Below are 16,831 nucleotides of genomic sequence, written 5' to 3' on the forward strand. Positions count from 1 at the left end.
TTTCATTATCTATATCCCACTACGTTGTAACTCGTCCAAGGATATACAATTAAACAACATCTCAAGTTATCTTAGTCGTAATAAGTTGGCCAGCTTCATTAATAGTAACTTTCCATTTCACTCCACTAGCAGTCTTCATGATTATACCTTTACTTGCCTCTATTTCAATATCTCCAAACATTCTTCCACCAGTTGTCGCTAACCAAGCGTTCCCGTTTTCCATAGAAGACCTTGCAAAAATACGATTAATTCGAAAACGCTTATGATCTTGAGAATAACCACTTAATGTAATTCTAACTTTATATAACTGACTCGCCTTCATATTCGATATAATTGTATCGCCAACATTTAATGGAACATCCAACGCGATAACCCAACTTCCAGTTGCGCTTAATGCATATTCAATTTTAATTTTCTTTGGGCTCTCTCCCCACCCAAAATACATTCCAAAACAATTTAACATTTGTATTGGTTTTTTCGTAAAATCCAGTTCAATTACAACTGGATTACTATCTGGAACGTCAATATAGTTTACACTTTGTTCATCTATTAAATTAAAGCAATTTGCGAGATTCCCCCCGTAAGGCACTTTCCCACTTACTTGCTTAATCGTATACTTCTGCTGAGCATTTACTAAAATATCATCTTGATTCCCTATTAAATGTGGTTTATTTAACGTAATCGGTAACTGAATTCGAAGAGATTCTTCATAGGTAGACTTACAAACATTGTATTGTCCTTTATCTACAATAGTTGTAGAAAGTAAATTTGAAAAAAGGTAGTTACGATGCGAATTAGAAGAAAATTCAATGACAATCTGTTCACTACTCATCCGGTACGTATCCCAAATCATACAATCAAATGTATTATACGCACCTGAGCAACGAATTGCTTTTTTCGTTTGTTGTCTACATTGCACTTGAATATCATGAAACGTATTTCCTGAACTTTCATTTGGCAAATCACTATTTCCATCTACTTCAATCCCATACACACATCCATCAATAAATATTGATTGAAATACATTGGCGTTAATCCAGCAAGGTGTATTGATATCATCTATATACTCTGTTTTCAAATATATTGCAGTTTGAAAGTTTTTAATTTGAATAAATTTGACTTGAAAGAAACTAATATAATCCCATGCCTTTTGACAATAAAAATGTATAGCTTTTCCTTTATACGATGGAGTTGTATTTATTATATTTATATTTGATATAACAGATTGATTAGGTACTTCGATTTGTTGTGAACCAGAAACATAAATGACAGCCGATTGAAACAATGGATTTATAACTTGAATAGTACCACCAACTATCGAAGCGTTACTTTGTAGCTCAAATGCATTAAAATCCCCATCAATTTGCAGCGTTACGGTAGGATCTAACTCTAATCTTACGTTTGATTTAATAACAATCGGCTTTACAATTTTGTACGTATTTACCCCTGTAATTCTAACCGTCGAAATTCGATTCGCTACACAATAATCAATAGCTTGCTGAATTGCTAATGAGCTATCATTTCCCGAGTTTGGAACTGCGCCAAAACAATCAATGTGAACGCTACTTTCTGGCGCACAATCTTCTTGGGAAGAAATATATTCTGACAAAATAAATTCACTCCTCATATTACCTTTTTTCATATAATATGTGAGTTCTCTCTTAAAAGTTTCTATAATTAAAAAAACAAACGACCTACCCGGTCATTTGTTTAACTCATATATATTTTTCGTTTCTTCTATCATTTTAGCTAACGAGAAATACCTCACTGCTTTCTCTCGTGCTTTCAATCTAATATCCTTTACCCTTTGTTCATCCCCTTGTAGTTCTTCAAGTGCACTTGCGAATTCAGATTCGCAATATTCAGATATTAAAACACCTGATTCTCCATCTATTACCGCTTCATGTATTCCACCAACATCTATTGAAACAATTGGTGTCCCTGTAGCCATCGCTTCAATTACTACCATTGGAAACACTTCACGAAAAGATAATAAAAGTAAAGCATCCATATTCCCTATAAACTCATGCGGCTCTGAAATAGTCCCTAGCATCTTCACCCTTTGCTGTAATCCATATTTTTCTATTTCTTTCATAATCGATTCTTTCTCTGGTCCATCACCAGCAATATAAAACATAAAATCATTTCTCTTTTTCAACACATTTGCAATTTTGACAAATAGTTGATGGTTTTTCTCTTTGGATAATCTAGCTAATATCCCTATTTTATATGTAGATTCTTTCTTTTTCTGCTGGAATAAAAACTTTTCAATATCGACACCGTTATAAATTGTATTTATTTTTTCTTCTGCTACATGAATTGAAATTAAATTATTCTTCTCAAACTCACTTACTGTAATAATATTGTTCACATATTTATTCATGAAATAACGAAAAAGCGTTGGCATTTTCTTTTCTAATATCGTTACATTATGTTTCGTATAAACAATTTTCATCTTTTTTTTAATAAACTTTTGAATTAGAAAAGCATATAATACCATTCGCAAACTATTTGCATGAATAAGTTCTATCTTTCGTTTACAAATTTCGTTTCGTAAATAATAAATATTTCTCAAATGATTCCATCGACTAAGTAATATAAAATTTTCTTTTCTAGTAAGAGATTCATATAGTTCTCCATCACCTGCAGCTGTATAAATCTTAAAATCATCATAACGCAAATTACTTTCCAATTTACAAAAATAGCTCTCGGCTCCGCCAGTTATCAATTTATCTGTCATCAACAGTATATTCATAATTGCGTCTTCCCAACTACATTAATTTTATTTTTTTTATAAGCATGATAAGCATACTTACTAAAATAGTAAAAAATTTGCACCGAATTCAGTCGTTCTTGTTCCCTTAACAATTTCCAATACCGGAAAGCTGCTCTAATTTTATTTCTAGAAACAGAATTTGTAACAATTCTATATTTTGCTAACACTTGCTGTATCCCTTTTGCTTCATACCCTTCATGTAATAAGTTCAGCCATAACGCTGTATCTTCCGGCTGTATACTAGGCATTTCGACATATGGAATTTTTTCACGATCAATCATCACTGTTAAACAACCGATAATTGTATTTCCTACTAAATAATGATAGTCAACAGATTTTGGTGCACTCACTTCACGATTTAATTCATTACCGTTTTCATCAATTAAACTATACGACGCATATGAAAAAGCAATATTCATTTCTTCCATAAATAACAATTGTGTCTTCAATTTATGCGGCAACCATATATCATCGCTATCTAAAAAGGCAATGTACCTTCCTCTCGCCTCTTGGATCGCTAAATTTCGAGCTTTAGCAGCACCAACATTTTGTTTTAATGATAATAACCTAATACGTGAGTCTCCTTCTATTATATCTTTAATTTTTGTGGCAGATTGGTCGGTTGAACCGTCATCAACGATAAGCATTTCCCAGTTTTCATACGATTGATTCTGTACAGATAAAATTGTCTCACCTATAAATCGTATACTATTATAAGAAGGTGTTATTACAGAAACATAAGGCGGCTCGTTATGTGCTGATAGCCATTTTACCATCTATCTTTCCCCTTCCTTCATATATTGAAATATACTTCACAACAACTGCTAAAAATAAAAAGAATGCTTCGTTAATAATGAGTGACAATGACATCATCTGAAATATAAATGCAATCATAGTCAATAGAAGATATGGTTTTTCACGAAACAAAGTATGCTGCGCTAGCTTGAACATTAATATGAATAAAAACGCGCTATATAGAAGAAAACCAATTGTACCCGATTCAGACAAGATTTCTAAAAATGTATTGTGTACATATAATTTTTCATTAAATTGATACTCATAATAATTCGAAAAGTTAAAAGCACCGATTCCGATATATGGATTGGATAAATAATATTTAAAAGCAGCTTCCCATAATGTAAATCTACCACTTCCATTATCATGGGAAAAATCAGAAATTCGTTTATTTAATATGTCATCTAATTGCCCCCCCATTACACTATTCGATAAACTAAAAATAACTACACTAAACAATACTAAACTTATAATTATTTTTATTTTTTTAGCGAAACTAGACATACATATATATACAAAAACGACAAGCACAAGCGCTAGTATACCCCCCCTTGAAAAAGTTAATAAACTCGTCGTAACACATAAAATTAACCCTAGAATGTTAGTGATATTTTGTAAATTCGTCATATAGTACATAAAAAATATTGTATTATAGAAAATAAAGATGTTAGGATCATCTAGCAATCCAATTAACCGTGGATATCCTCTATCCACTAATAAACCAGCAAAAATTTCTCTCTCTTCTCCACCGTATAAACTAAAGTATTGTAAACCGATTATATAGAGTATTAGACTTACAACATTAAATACTACTCCTACATAAGCAATAGATGATTCAAGTACCACTATTTCAGTATTCCCCAATAAATTTCTCATTATAAAATAGCATCCTAAAACGAGTAGCACGCCAAAAATCATACGAATACTAGCATTTAAATACATAGAAAGAATTCCACTTAAACAATAAATGAAATAAAACAGTAAAAATATAACTTCATGAAAATATAATTTTTGAATATGAAAGTCTTTAATTGTTAAACAAAAATATATGACTAAAAAAATCATATATATCTTCAATGAAAATCCAATATATAAATTGTATTTACTTAGCATAACAAATAATATTAGAAGAATAATCCATCCCATCGATACTTTCATATTATTTTCCATAGGCTATATCCCCTGTTTCGTAATATAATCCTTTTTGCGTATTTTTCTTATAAAAGAAAGAAGAAGTTTTTTTAGCTCATAATCATATAGGAATATGACAGCTAGTACAATTAGTATATTAAGAACAAGCGCAATTAAATGATATGTATGCAATATATATTGCACTCCAATAAAGGTTACACCAAAATAAATTGTATACGGTATTACAATTTGGAATACAATTTTTTTCTTCACTACACTCACTGCTATATATCCCACTAAAGCGACTATTTCAAATAAAACCATAGCGTATGCTGCTCCTATCACTTCACCAAGACTACTAAAGCTATAAAGCATAACCCCACCTATCACCAATGCTACACACTGCACAACAGTTCTCTTATTTTGACATCCACTCGTCGTTAAACCGTCAGCAATGGCAATATTTAAACTTTGTAGCACAATAAGAAATGATAATATTTGGAGTGGCTCTACTGCATTGCTCCATTCTTCATGAAAAAATATAGAAATAAAGTATGGTGCTAAATGATATAAACCGATCGTCATACATATTCCTACAATCGCCATTGATTTAATTTGAAGTAAATTTAATTTCGTATGCTCTTCTATATTATTCTGGTTATAATGCTTAAAGAGCACTGGAAAAAATGCACCTGCAATTACCCCTGGTACTTGATATAAAGCTGCCGGCATCCGGTACGCCACTGCAAAAACACCTACCATACTTAATGGCAATGTATAGTTAAGCAAGATAGGTGCTAATTGTGGCGTACTCATTATTAAAAAACCGCTAATAATAAAGGGAGTTAATTGCCAAAATAACGCTTTATGAATTACGACTTTCATATTCATTTTCGTCTTTCTTCTCATGATATATATACTAAATAAACCACCGATCATATACCCAAAAGCATATAAACGAGCCGTTACATACACCGGTAACTCTCCGAAAATACAAAAACATGTAATTATAATGACAACTGATGCTGATACAACTTTTATGAGCGCTATATACTTCATACGTTCCGTCAGTTGAAAATAGGCAATCCCTATGTTTTGCCAAGTTAATCCTATTAACATGAAAAACATTACGTTTATCATCATATAAATTAAATTTTTATCCGCATACATATAATGAATAGCAATATAACCGATGATAGAAATAAAAATAAGTAGAATCATCCTTATTTTTATATACGATGATAAAATCTGCTCTAAATCTGCTCCATCCTTTGCCCCTTCTCGAAGAAACGTATTACTAAGTCCTAAGTCTGTAAAGAATAACATAACAAACGTCACTGCTATGGCAACACTAAACATCCCATAATGTTGTGCGTTAAAAAAGTTTGCTAAAACAATTAAACTGACGGCCTGAAGAAGGTTAGCTAAAATTGTACTATAAAATAGATGGATAATATTGTTTAGAATAGATCTATCCATACAAGTTCTCCTTTGCAAGTAACCTACTTACATATGTTGTTTGTTTACATATTTATCTTGCACCATTACCGTTCAATACAATTAAAACGGTTTTACATAAAATACGGATGTCCATCCGAAATGTTTTCATTTCAATATACTCCATGTCAAGCCTCAACTTTTCCTTTGGATCAAGATTATACCCTCCATTTATTTGTGCCCATCCTGTTAATCCTGGTTTTACTATTAAACGTTCCTTAAATTCTGGAATATACGCATCAAATTCATTATAAAAAAACTCTCTCTCTGGTCTAGGACCTACAAAAGACATATCTCCTCTTAAAATATTTAAAAGTTGTGGTAATTCATCAATTCTCGTTTTTCTTATAAACAATCCAACTTTTGTAATTCTTGAATCATGTTCTTTTGCCCATTGTGGGCCATTTATTTCAGCATCCTTTACCATTGATCTTAATTTAAATACATTAAACTTCTTCCCGTTTATACCTAAACGTTCTTGAAAGTAAATTGGAGCCCCTGATGTTTCTAAAGTAATCATAATACAAAAGAACAACATAATTGGTATCGTTAATAGTAACAATATGAGTGAAAATATAATATCAAACAAGCGTTTTACACTTCGATTCAATATGCTAGGCTTTTCTTGAGCCGGAATCGTATACAACTTGGCTTGATTGGTTTCACGAATCATGGATCGTTACCCCCACATTCAAGAATATAAAATTATACCTATTAATTCACATTCTTTCCTATTTATATCCGCTATTACTTTTTGCACTGTACGTAGTGAATCTTTTCGCTTTTTAACTGCTAAGACCACTCCATCGCATTTCTCTGCAATAATGTGCGTAGCAGGAAGATCAAATACTTCAGAAGAATAAAAAAAAATGTAATCAAAATCTTCTTTCCACTTAGCAATCGCATTATCAAATTCATCCATAGCAACTAAGGGCGTCCCTGTGTGTACTGTTTTTTTTGCAGGAATACAATATAAGTATTTAGACAAATTACTAGAAAAAGATTCATAATTGTAGGGGGAAGAGCTTATTATATCGTTTACTGTTATCATGTGATCACTTTGTAATAATACATGTAATTTAGGGTCAGAAAAATTCACATCAATAAGTAACACCTTTTTCCTCATTTCCGCAAACACTAGACCCATATTTACTATAAGCGAGGCAACAACCCCTCTGTCCTTCGTTGAACTAACTGTGAACAGTTGTTTCCCAGATTTTTTCAGCTCGTGATACACCGTATAAAACTGCTCTTTCATCAGATCATCATGCAAATCGGATGGCAGCTGTTTCTTTGTCCTAAACATCGACATGTTCACCTCGATATATAGATGATTGTTTATCAACCTCTGTAGGTTTCTTTTTTCTATTCGGTTTCATATTTATGTGACCAATAACAGAGACTGTTGTTATTTTCTCTAAATCTTGTTCCGTGTATATACGTTCATCAAAATAATCTTGAAATACAGCTAAACCTATCCCAACAAAAAAACTAACAATTAAAGAAATAGGAATGATCAGTTGAAATTTTGGAAACAATTTTTCAGCCTGTTCCTGTAACTCAGGATCCGTCAACACTTTCACACCTTGTACATTTGTGTACTGTTGAAAACTTTGTTGTGATTGCTCTGCCAATGTCTTTACAATGTCTTTCACGACTTTCGGATTGGAATCTTTTACTATAACAGTTACAATTTGTGAGTTGTCTGTATTCACCACCGAGATTTTTTGTGCTAATTCATAACTTGATTGCTCTAATTTCAAAGTTTTTTTGACTGTTGATATAATTAATGGGCTTTTTAAAATATCAACATACGATGTTACTAGTTGCTTATTTTCTTGTGTTTTATTTGTTGAATTTTCCTTATTAAACTCATCTAAATTCCCAACAAGAATTTGCGTTGAATATTGATATGACGGCTTTAAAACATACATAGAGATAAGAACTAAAGAAGCGGTTAAACAACACATCGTTAAAATAATCGTTACGAATCTTCTTTTCAATAATTGTTGAAAATCTTTTATACTCATTTCTTGCTTCAATTATTTCACCGCCCTTTTCTGAATAACATCCTGCAAGTCACTCTTTACAGATACCCCTCTCTTCTTTCTATCCACTTGTTTTGTTACATACTTTCCGACTCTGAATGCAAATTTTTCTACATATATATACGAAAGTATTGCAAGTATAAACGAAAAAACAAGTGAAAAAATTAAAATAATAGGCAACGGTAATATTTCATGGAGCATGTATATAAGGGAAAACAATGATATAATATGGTATAAATAAAGACTGTAAGAAATCTTCCCTAAATATAACAAGTATTTATTGCGTAGCAAGGACGACAAAGTTGATATTGACAAGCTTAATATGACAAATAGACTTGCACTTATCGCCACTACGTAGTCTCGAAATATAAAATTATTGAGCACTTTCATTTCTCCAATAAGTCCTTCATACATAAAAAGTAAAGTCGCAAATAAAAACCATGCAATTTTCGTGTTTTTAGTACAATTACTATAAAAAACTATTAATTTATTTTTATACTTCGCAATTAGTGCCCCTAGTAAAAACAGCACCGTATAATGCAACGTTAATGCATAGCTTGTTAATGTTAAGCCCGAGCGAAACAAAAATAATATTACGACAGAACATATACTAAAACTAAACAATAATAGTAATGAACACCTCAACGTTTTTCGTAAGCAAATCATCAAAATTAGCGGAAAAATTATTGATATTCGCATTTCATGGACAAGTGACCAAATCACACCGTTATATGCATCTGTATTATATTTCCCAACCAATAAAATATGTTGCGCTATTAAACTTGAAGAACTTTCAATCGTCCACGAGCGATTAAACCATTCACTTAAATAAGAAATACCATATCCCCTAATTGTAGTCTGGCATATAATAGCTATAATTAGTGCTACAATATAGGGAATGTATATTCTGCATATACGTTTTAAAAGGTATGATCCATAACTACTATAGGTTTTTTGAATAGATTCATACAAAACAAATCCGCTCAAAACAAAAAAGATAATAACAGATTCATTACCACTACTAAAAATTAGACGAGCAGGCGTTTCTTTTAATAGATACACAACAAATGGTTTATTATCTTCATAACTGTAATTTTGAAATGCTGAAAAAATCATTAAATGATGACCGATCATTACTATTAATGAAGAAATCCCTCTTATAGAATCCAATTCCTCGTATCTCTTCATCTTTTTACATCAACTCCTAATGAAATGATAATAATCATTTCAAAGCGACATCTTTATTCATATTCCTCTCCTTTCTTTTCATTCCAATTTTTCATATTAAAATGATTTTATAGTATAAATTTGAGTGTATTGTAACATTTTTTGTAATATTATGAATAGCGAATCTCAAAAATTGGTATATACCAATTTCAACCTCGAAAAATGAGTAATATTGATAGAAAAACACTATAAAAATATCTTGCAAATTTACATAAATTAAAGAGATGAATAGCGTTTTTTCAATATAAAATAAAAAAGATAGCCTGCATAGGCTATCTTTTTTATTTTATTTAATTACTAGCACCACTATATGCTACATGTCGTTTCTCAATTCTCTCTTCAATTTCTTTCATATTTTCTTTATTATTTAATAGTGATTGTTTATTTTCAATTAATAATTGTTTAAAAGATTTTCTCACTTTTTTTCTCATTTTCATTGTCCTCCTTGGGGGATGGTTTATATAAAAGATAAAGAATTATCTGTGTGTCCTTATAATAATTGATTGTTGTGAATTCTATTTGAACTTCATATGAAAATTCCGTTTATTTTCTGACAACTTTGTGAACACGAAAAAAAGACTCTCTAAAACTATGTTGAAATTAATTCACTTCATTATAAAAATTACTATTTTCATCAACTTTTATCATTATATCTTGTCGAAACATTTATATATTTAAAATTGAGTTCGACATAATTTTATTTACTATCATACTGTTTACAAAAACAAAAAGAAGGTGTCACCAAGTCAAAGTTCGACTTATGCAACATCCCTCTTTCCAAACTATTTATAGCATATTTATTAATATTTCAGGTCTTCCCCAATTCATTTCTTCACAAACAAATCTAAGTTTTTCTTCATCCATTGTGTGTAATCCCTCTTCTAGTAAACATGAAATTGGAACTTCACAGTGAATTTGTGCTAATTGCAACGAAATATTTAAGTTCTCTAAATCACTTTCAATCTTCGTACGCTGCGCTTTTGTTAATGATTCTACATTTTCTAGTACAGCGGATACTGTTCCGTGCTCTTGAATAAGCTTATACGCTGTTTTTTCACCGATACCTTTTACACCTGGATAATTATCACTTGTATCTCCCATGAAAGCTTTTGCATGGACGATTTGCCACGGCTCTACACCTTTTTCTTCCATGATTTTCTCCGGTGTGTAATATTCGTAATTTCCAATTCCTTTACGCAGAAGCATAACTGTAACGTTCTTATCAACAAGTTGAAGTAAATCTGTATCACCAGTTAAAATATAAACTTCAGCTTCATTGCAGTATTGTTTTGCAAGCGTACCGATACAATCGTCCGCTTCGTAGCCTTTCATACCGATAACTGGAATGGATAATTTCGCAGTCATTTCTTGCACTAAATCAAATTGAGGAATTAATTCTTCTGGTGGCGCTGCACGATTTGCTTTATAATTCGAGAACGATTCTGTTCTAAATGTCGTACTTCCCATATCCCAGCATGTAACGATATGTGTTGGTTCGATCGCTTGCGTAGCTGTTAACAAGTGTTTCATATAACCATGAATCCCGTTCGTAGGGGTTCCATCTTGTCGTTTCATAAATTGTCCGTAGACACTTGTTGCGTAAAAAGCACGAAATAATAGTGCCATACCATCAACTAATAATACTTTTTTCATAATTCCTCTCCTATTAAAAAAATAATAACCTCACGTTATCACGTAAGGTTATATAAATAGATTACCATTCTACGTTTTTGCTCAACTTTGTCTATTATACATTGTTTTTGTATATTTAGCACCATTAACACATTAAGACGTTCTACTACAACAAGTATGCAATATGCCTGAATACGTATTTTTTCCAGTAGAAACAACGATAGCTTTTGCATTTCCACTAACGATATGCGAACCTTTAAAACATACATTTTCAAGCTCAAGTGGATTATAATCTTTCATCCGTTTTAATGGAATAAATCGTTTACGTTCAAGGTGATAGCAGCTCTCAAACTTCTCTATATTCGCTTCGTTTCCCGTTAACACAGACTCATTCACTAATAAATCATCTGCATAAATAATACGTACATCAGCTGGCACAGCATCTCCAGCCGAAAGAAAAATCATATCTCCAGGTACAAGTTCTTGCACTGGTATCTCCATCATTTTCAGTTCACTATTTATCCCTGTACTACTAGAACATTCTACTCTAGATACAGTAATCGTTTCACGTTGTAATTCATCACACACACGTTGTTTTGAAAAACCTGGAATCATGCCACCAAGCTTCATCATGACTTCTGTAAGAAGTGCTCTTTTTGAAGTTAGTTCATTTCGGCCATATACTTGAATACGTTTTTGTGCCTCTTTCATTGATAGTCCGTCTCTTGTTGTTTTAAAATATGCAAATACAGATTTGACATCTCTTGTTGCAATTTCAATTAATAAATCTTTATTTTTTTGGAGCATTGTTTGTTCTTTTATTGATTTTTTACTTAGTTTATATGACGTGTTACCCACAGTTTTGTTTGCATATAACATATTATCGTCTCCTCCTTTACAACATAGGAAGAAACGCTTTGTTTCTCAATTTATCCACTTTACTGTGAAAGTGTCTCGCGCTTTATAAACGCTATATTGTGATAAATATAGAGGGAGGAACAAATCGTTTCCTGCCTACATCATATATTTTTGATTTGAAGTATATGGGTAACGGAACCGAGTCAGAATTTGACATGCTCCTCACCTCCTCGTTTAATTTTATAGTTTATACTATGAAATTACTCATAGCTTGGTAACAAAAAAGACCCCTACCCTTAAGAGAGTAGCGGCCATTACATACACAAATAAACGATTTCTAATATAATTAGAAATCTACGGACCTCTCCCTCACCGAGTTTTAGCACTGTATAGCATAGGTACATTACCAGCTACGTTAAGAAAAACCTTAATTCGATCATTCCTGTTGACCCATTGGCGTCTCTCGACATTTTTGGGCAGTAGCATTTCTCTATACAGGAGCCTCACCTAACAGAGACTTATTTTCATTACATTGAAAATGTTACTCTTATTTAAAATAGATGTCAACCGTAGCCTACAATTTTTTCAAAAGGTATGGCAAACTAACGTATATAAAGTGTAACTTTAATCAGTGGGGGTTTTGTTCATCCCCCACTGATTATTAGCCCTCACCAATCGGGCTTTTACGGAATAAAATAAAAAACTTTACGTTTAAACGTAAAGTTTTTAATAAGTTATACAACCAGCAATTACAATCCCAATTGAAAGCGATAAAAACATAAGAAAAAGACCGACTGCTTGATTATCTTCTTCGAGACTTTTGTTTATATTAAAGCGTGGTGTAAGCCACTCAGCTAAATAAAAGACGATAATTTGAGCCAAAATCCCAACTGCTCCCCACGAAATCATATCAAGAAGTGAAATTGAATTAGCTGCTGTCGAATATAAAACAACAGCTAACCCAAGTAATCGTCCTCCAAGCACATAGCTTACCGCCTTATTTCCTTGAGCCATTAACTTAAATTCCTTTACTTTCGTTGTCACTTCCATCAAGAACAGACCTATACATAAAAGGCCGAGTGTTACTACTAAATATAATAAAAAATTAATCATTTTTCCCCCTCCTTTTTATACCTACCGGTAAATAGTACGATTCATTTCCTGTAATCTTTTCTCCCGCACGAATACCGATACTACTCGCTTTTCCAGCAATTAAAAACGAACCAAACACATATGACAGTTTCTCGATCCCTTTTTCTGTTTCCAAGGATACGACTGGCAGTTCGATATACTTTTGAAATATCGGCAGTGACGCTTTATACGTTTGGTGTGCATTTTGAAGCATAATATTTTCGTCTTTATCGCGAATCGTAATTGTATCTCCTTCTCTCCCAAATGAAGGTTTTTGAACGAAAGAACCTTTTCCTAAAAATAAATCTGGTTCTAAATATGTAGGTAACATATATTCTTTAATCCACTGTTGTTCCTCATTTGTATAAAAGGCCTCTTCTTCTGCTAACCCCCAAATAAGACACTGAATTGATTTTGGCTGAAGTAAAAATGCTGACAAAGGATTTATTATAAAAAGCTTTCCGGCTTTTACAAGTTGTAACAGTTCCACACCTACCAAATCTCCTGTTTCAGGATCTTGATCCTCAATTAAATCTTCTATCGGATATGTTTGGCGATATAAAACATCAATCTTCGCCCCATCTTTATCGACTAGAGCATCCTTTGTAATTCTAAGTTCTGACATTGGCACTACTTTATTTTCAACATGGCATAGCTGACTTAAATACATAGTGGTATTCCAATCCTCGATATGTTCATGATGTGCTGTAAAAACAACATTTGGATTATCTAATCCCTTTGTCGCTTCCATTACTGCTTTCGTTACACCAGAAGATAGCAATCGTTCTTGATCCGAGTTTGGATCATCATAGCCTAGATTTCCACATACTTTCCCATTCATTTGAAAACATTCCACAATAAAAGTTGGTGTATCACTATTAAACTCAAGCATTTTGATTTTGTTATCCTCTGTTACAGCAAAATCAAATCGCGAAATTACAGATTCAGGATAGAGCCCTTTCATTCTAATGAAAGATAAACTCGCGGATGGAAAGCCAAGATCTAGAAGCTGTTCGTCACTTAAATTACGCAGCAGTCTAGCAGTCTTAAAAAATATTTTCCCCATTCGTTCAGTCGCTAAGTGTAATTGATCCAAAGTCTGATTTGTTATAGAAAAAACATGAAACAAACTATACTCACATTCATATAAATCCGACCAAAAATCCGGATATTTTAAATAAAATTCTTTTCGATCCCTTATGTATTGCGACATATTTTAGCCCCCAAATCCTCCCTTTGAACCGCTTCCAATTCCACCTTTAAATTCAGCAGACGATTGATACGATTTAAACGCCGATGAATTTTTAAAAGTGGATTTATTTTGATAGTATCGCCCACCATAGAAATAATGCCCACGATAACCTGAACTACTATCATCACACTGCCATACCCCAAGTTCATCATCCCAATCCCAATCAGAACAACTATTATCATTCGGTTTTGGGGGAAGATCTTGTGCGCAACCAAATAAAGTGCCAGTCATTAAAGACGTTACGACACCACCTACTAGCCATTTCGTTTTTGTCACCTTCGCACTCCCCTTTTTAAATTCTATTCCTATTATATAGGATAGCATGATAAAGTAGAAGAAAAAGGAAGAAGAGGGATTAAATGCGCTTAGAATATCGACTTAATGATGAAACGAAAGGGTATCCTGCTTTATGGAACTACGCCAATATTTCTAATTCTGAAATTATCGCACGCATGACTTGTGAATATTTTATTAAAGAGAAAAATACTTATGTTGTTACTGCAACTTCGGTTGATCCAGACGGAACAGCAGTTATTTATATTCAAAAAGAAGTTTTCGCAAATGACCCTTCAGACCCTACATACTCCTACATCGGTTTTGAAATTAGAGAACTAAGTGAAACGAGTTCAAGCATAGTAGATAGTCAAGATGTATGGAACTATGAAGAAATTTTACCATCTCTTCATTCAGATATTATATATATTCAGCGAGACGGCATGTCTATGGAATTCTCCTTAGATTCAAGAGAGATTGATGAAGACAGAAAGTGCTACATTTATTACGGAAACTTCACAGGTGAATCAAGATAATATTGATATATCTATGCAACAAAAAAACCTTACGTATAAAACGTAAGGTTTTTATATAGCCCCACATATGCCGTTCTCTCTAGATGTCCATAAACCTGCTCTCACAGGTGGATGCTCTCACAAATGTTTGTAACTTCCTTCTTAAAAAGATGGCATGTTAGCTACATTTAAATATTGAACTTCCATATTAAACTTATTGGTTTAAGACATGCATAAGCTACGTACACCGTAGGAATTTTATATAAGGTTAGTTGAAATAAGACCCCCGCACGTGCCGCTCCTCGTAAATGTCCAAAAACCCGCTACTCGCAGGTGGATGCCCTCACAGTTACCGTACATCTTCCTCCACAAGGAAGGCTTGATGATGGTCGCTAAATATTGAGCTTCCGTATAACTAACATCGGTTTTAGACATAAATAAGTTACGTACACCGCAGGATGTATTATTTACTTGTCGTTATATTATCACATTGTTTCCAATGTGTAAAATACAAAGTTTTTCGAGCAATCTCTTGCTTGTGACCTTATTTTAATACAAATTATTTTTGCATGCAAGTGATTAATCTTCTTCTTTTGCAATTTGATTTTCTGGATAAGAAATCCAATCACTCCAGCTACCTGCATACAATTTAACATTTTGGAATCCAGCTAATTTTAATGCAACGATATTTGGGCACGCTGTAACACCAGAACCACAATATACAATGGTTTCCTTATCTTTCGAAAGATTTTGGAAGCGTTCTTGTTGCCCAGCTCCATTCTTAAATTGTCCTGATTGCAACATTCCATCCTTCCAAAAATGGTTTACCGCTGTCGGAATATGACCTGCTTTATGATCGACAAGTTCCTCGACACCAGCATAACGCTTTGGCTCTCTAGAATCAATTAATGTAACATCCGCACCTGCACGGATATTCTCTCTGACCGTTTCCATCGTTACAAGCATATGATCTTGTATGTTTGTTTTGAATGTTTTTCGTATAACAACAGGAATTTCCGCTGTTGTCGGTAGTCCATTCTCTTTCCAAGCCGGGAAACCACCATCTAATATATATACTTTCTCATGTCCTACATAGTTACATAACCACCATAAACGAGCAGCATTTGCACCGGCTTGACTGTCATACGCAATTACTGTCGTATGCTCATCAATACCAGCCTCCGAAAGCTTGTCTGCAAACTCCTCAATATTTGGTAAAGGATGGCGGCCACCATGTTCTGCTATAGGACTTGATAAATCTAAATTCAAATCAAAATATAACGCATGAGGAATATGTCCTTCTTCATACTTTTCTCTACCCCAATTAGGATTCGCTAAATCAAAACGACAATCGATTATACGGACATTCTCATCTTCTATATGCTCACGTAACCATTCGACTGTAACTATCATCTTTAACGACCTTCTTTCTCTTTCAAACGACTTACATACTCCATAACCATTTCTTCTGTAACATATTTACGCTGCAAGGTAATACCATTTTTTGCAAGATCATTAATTTGCTTCGTTACAACATTAATGACATCAACCGAAAATTCTTTCCCGTTTGACGCAAGAGATACGGCAGCTTCAATAGCTGCTTCACGCTGTGCATCTAATTGTAAACATGCTTTTACACTTTCATTTTGTTTACGAGAATGTGCTGTAATTGCTTTATGTACTTCCATCTTCTCTT

Annotated in this window: 18 protein-coding genes, 2 other RNA genes and 1 riboswitch; of the genes, 1 reads left to right on the forward strand and 19 read right to left on the reverse strand. The window is 33.0% G+C overall.

The window, feature by feature from the left end; genetic code table 11:
- Nucleotides 1-61: 61 nt before the first annotated feature.
- The 15 genes from ACTFO4_RS09335 to ACTFO4_RS09405 all read right to left on the reverse strand — a co-directional run bounded on the left by ACTFO4_RS09335 (nt 62) and on the right by ACTFO4_RS09405 (nt 14,623).
- The gene (locus ACTFO4_RS09335; protein WP_000006056.1) at nt 62-1,609 is read right to left on the reverse strand and encodes a hypothetical protein; all 1,548 of its coding nucleotides are present in this window, start codon (nt 1,607-1,609) and stop codon (nt 62-64) included.
- Nucleotides 1,610-1,702: 93 nt separating this feature from the next.
- A complete protein-coding gene (locus ACTFO4_RS09340) occupies nt 1,703-2,755 on the reverse strand; it encodes a glycosyltransferase family 4 protein (protein WP_061456989.1) in 1,053 nt (350 codons plus the stop codon).
- Nucleotides 2,752-3,552, reverse strand: coding sequence for a glycosyltransferase family 2 protein (locus ACTFO4_RS09345; protein ID WP_017672994.1), 801 nt, complete (start codon nt 3,550-3,552; stop codon nt 2,752-2,754). The genes ACTFO4_RS09340 and ACTFO4_RS09345 overlap by 4 nt, the downstream gene beginning before the upstream one ends.
- Entirely contained in the window at nt 3,527-4,741 is a 1,215-nt protein-coding gene (locus ACTFO4_RS09350) for an O-antigen ligase family protein (RefSeq protein WP_061456988.1), read from the reverse strand. Before ACTFO4_RS09350 ends, ACTFO4_RS09345 begins: the two co-directional genes overlap by 26 nt.
- Before the next feature lie 3 nt (nt 4,742-4,744).
- The gene (locus ACTFO4_RS09355; RefSeq protein WP_061456987.1) at nt 4,745-6,181 is read right to left on the reverse strand and encodes an oligosaccharide flippase family protein; all 1,437 of its coding nucleotides are present in this window, start codon (nt 6,179-6,181) and stop codon (nt 4,745-4,747) included.
- A gap of 52 nt (nt 6,182-6,233) precedes the next feature.
- Entirely contained in the window at nt 6,234-6,872 is a 639-nt protein-coding gene (locus tag ACTFO4_RS09360; protein WP_000617653.1) for a sugar transferase, read from the reverse strand.
- Between the two features lie 18 nt (nt 6,873-6,890).
- The gene (locus ACTFO4_RS09365) at nt 6,891-7,511 is read right to left on the reverse strand and encodes a CpsD/CapB family tyrosine-protein kinase (protein ID WP_061456986.1); all 621 of its coding nucleotides are present in this window, start codon (nt 7,509-7,511) and stop codon (nt 6,891-6,893) included.
- Nucleotides 7,498-8,241 (reverse strand): YveK family protein, encoded by a 744-nt coding sequence (locus tag ACTFO4_RS09370; protein WP_440013392.1) that lies wholly within the window; start codon nt 8,239-8,241, stop codon nt 7,498-7,500. Before ACTFO4_RS09370 ends, ACTFO4_RS09365 begins: the two co-directional genes overlap by 14 nt.
- Nucleotides 8,242-9,435 (reverse strand): acyltransferase family protein, encoded by a 1,194-nt coding sequence (locus tag ACTFO4_RS09375; protein WP_061456984.1) that lies wholly within the window; start codon nt 9,433-9,435, stop codon nt 8,242-8,244. It lies immediately after the preceding gene.
- 329 nt (nt 9,436-9,764) lie between these two features.
- Complete coding sequence (locus ACTFO4_RS09380) at nt 9,765-9,905, reverse strand: FbpB family small basic protein (RefSeq protein WP_001228048.1); 141 nt, start codon at nt 9,903-9,905, stop codon at nt 9,765-9,767.
- A 355-nt stretch (nt 9,906-10,260) separates the two neighbouring features.
- Nucleotides 10,261-11,127, reverse strand: coding sequence for a 5'-3' exonuclease (locus tag ACTFO4_RS09385; RefSeq protein WP_000757069.1), 867 nt, complete (start codon nt 11,125-11,127; stop codon nt 10,261-10,263).
- 132 nt (nt 11,128-11,259) lie between these two features.
- On the reverse strand, nt 11,260-11,985 hold the full coding sequence (locus ACTFO4_RS09390; RefSeq protein WP_061456983.1) for a P-type ATPase: 726 nt from the start codon (nt 11,983-11,985) through the stop codon (nt 11,260-11,262).
- Nucleotides 11,986-12,320: 335 nt separating this feature from the next.
- A riboswitch (M-box (ykoK) riboswitch) is annotated at nt 12,321-12,486 on the reverse strand.
- 204 nt (nt 12,487-12,690) lie between these two features.
- Entirely contained in the window at nt 12,691-13,077 is a 387-nt protein-coding gene (locus ACTFO4_RS09395; RefSeq protein WP_000606869.1) for a DUF350 domain-containing protein, read from the reverse strand.
- Complete coding sequence (locus tag ACTFO4_RS09400) at nt 13,070-14,308, reverse strand: glutathionylspermidine synthase family protein (RefSeq protein ID WP_000084933.1); 1,239 nt, start codon at nt 14,306-14,308, stop codon at nt 13,070-13,072. Before ACTFO4_RS09400 ends, ACTFO4_RS09395 begins: the two co-directional genes overlap by 8 nt.
- 3 nt (nt 14,309-14,311) lie before the next feature.
- Nucleotides 14,312-14,623, reverse strand: coding sequence for a hypothetical protein (locus ACTFO4_RS09405; protein ID WP_000169030.1), 312 nt, complete (start codon nt 14,621-14,623; stop codon nt 14,312-14,314).
- 83 nt (nt 14,624-14,706) lie between these two features.
- On the opposite strand from ACTFO4_RS09405, the gene ACTFO4_RS09410 reads away from it, so the two are divergent.
- Complete coding sequence (locus ACTFO4_RS09410) at nt 14,707-15,156, forward strand: hypothetical protein (RefSeq protein ID WP_001235524.1); 450 nt, start codon at nt 14,707-14,709, stop codon at nt 15,154-15,156.
- A gap of 54 nt (nt 15,157-15,210) precedes the next feature.
- On the opposite strand, the gene ssrS (ACTFO4_RS09415) is transcribed toward ACTFO4_RS09410, so the two are convergent.
- The 4 genes from ssrS (ACTFO4_RS09415) to ACTFO4_RS09430 form a co-directional block, all read right to left on the reverse strand.
- Nucleotides 15,211-15,394, reverse strand: a non-coding RNA gene (ssrS, locus tag ACTFO4_RS09415) — 6S RNA.
- A gap of 21 nt (nt 15,395-15,415) precedes the next feature.
- A non-coding RNA gene (gene ssrS / locus ACTFO4_RS09420) (6S RNA) lies at nt 15,416-15,598 on the reverse strand.
- Between the two features lie 116 nt (nt 15,599-15,714).
- Entirely contained in the window at nt 15,715-16,548 is an 834-nt protein-coding gene (locus ACTFO4_RS09425; RefSeq protein ID WP_017672999.1) for a sulfurtransferase, read from the reverse strand.
- Between the two features lie 2 nt (nt 16,549-16,550).
- The gene (locus tag ACTFO4_RS09430; RefSeq protein ID WP_000451814.1) at nt 16,551-16,823 is read right to left on the reverse strand and encodes a YpbS family protein; all 273 of its coding nucleotides are present in this window, start codon (nt 16,821-16,823) and stop codon (nt 16,551-16,553) included.
- Between the last annotated feature and the right edge of the window lie 8 nt (nt 16,824-16,831).

Origin of the sequence: Bacillus cereus group sp. MYBKT14-1, from assembly GCF_051915185.1 — a bacterium.
Classification (GTDB): domain Bacteria; phylum Bacillota; class Bacilli; order Bacillales; family Bacillaceae_G; genus Bacillus_A; species Bacillus_A cereus.

Coding starts and splice junctions, on each gene's coding strand:
- ACTFO4_RS09390 (WP_061456983.1), bottom strand. CDS start 11,985: ATGTTATATGCAAACAAAACTGTGGGTAACACGTCATATAAACTAAGT.
- ACTFO4_RS09340 (WP_061456989.1), bottom strand. CDS start 2,755: ATGAATATACTGTTGATGACAGATAAATTGATAACTGGCGGAGCCGAG.
- ACTFO4_RS09345 (WP_017672994.1), bottom strand. CDS start 3,552: ATGGTAAAATGGCTATCAGCACATAACGAGCCGCCTTATGTTTCTGTA.
- ACTFO4_RS09395 (WP_000606869.1), bottom strand. CDS start 13,077: ATGATTAATTTTTTATTATATTTAGTAGTAACACTCGGCCTTTTATGT.
- ACTFO4_RS09350 (WP_061456988.1), bottom strand. CDS start 4,741: ATGGAAAATAATATGAAAGTATCGATGGGATGGATTATTCTTCTAATA.
- ACTFO4_RS09425 (WP_017672999.1), bottom strand. CDS start 16,548: ATGATAGTTACAGTCGAATGGTTACGTGAGCATATAGAAGATGAGAAT.
- ACTFO4_RS09410 (WP_001235524.1), top strand. CDS start 14,707: ATGCGCTTAGAATATCGACTTAATGATGAAACGAAAGGGTATCCTGCT.
- ACTFO4_RS09365 (WP_061456986.1), bottom strand. CDS start 7,511: ATGTCGATGTTTAGGACAAAGAAACAGCTGCCATCCGATTTGCATGAT.
- ACTFO4_RS09430 (WP_000451814.1), bottom strand. CDS start 16,823: ATGGAAGTACATAAAGCAATTACAGCACATTCTCGTAAACAAAATGAA.
- ACTFO4_RS09360 (WP_000617653.1), bottom strand. CDS start 6,872: ATGATTCGTGAAACCAATCAAGCCAAGTTGTATACGATTCCGGCTCAA.
- ACTFO4_RS09385 (WP_000757069.1), bottom strand. CDS start 11,127: ATGAAAAAAGTATTATTAGTTGATGGTATGGCACTATTATTTCGTGCT.
- ACTFO4_RS09355 (WP_061456987.1), bottom strand. CDS start 6,181: ATGGATAGATCTATTCTAAACAATATTATCCATCTATTTTATAGTACA.
- ACTFO4_RS09400 (WP_000084933.1), bottom strand. CDS start 14,308: ATGTCGCAATACATAAGGGATCGAAAAGAATTTTATTTAAAATATCCG.
- ACTFO4_RS09380 (WP_001228048.1), bottom strand. CDS start 9,905: ATGAGAAAAAAAGTGAGAAAATCTTTTAAACAATTATTAATTGAAAAT.
- ACTFO4_RS09375 (WP_061456984.1), bottom strand. CDS start 9,435: ATGAAGAGATACGAGGAATTGGATTCTATAAGAGGGATTTCTTCATTA.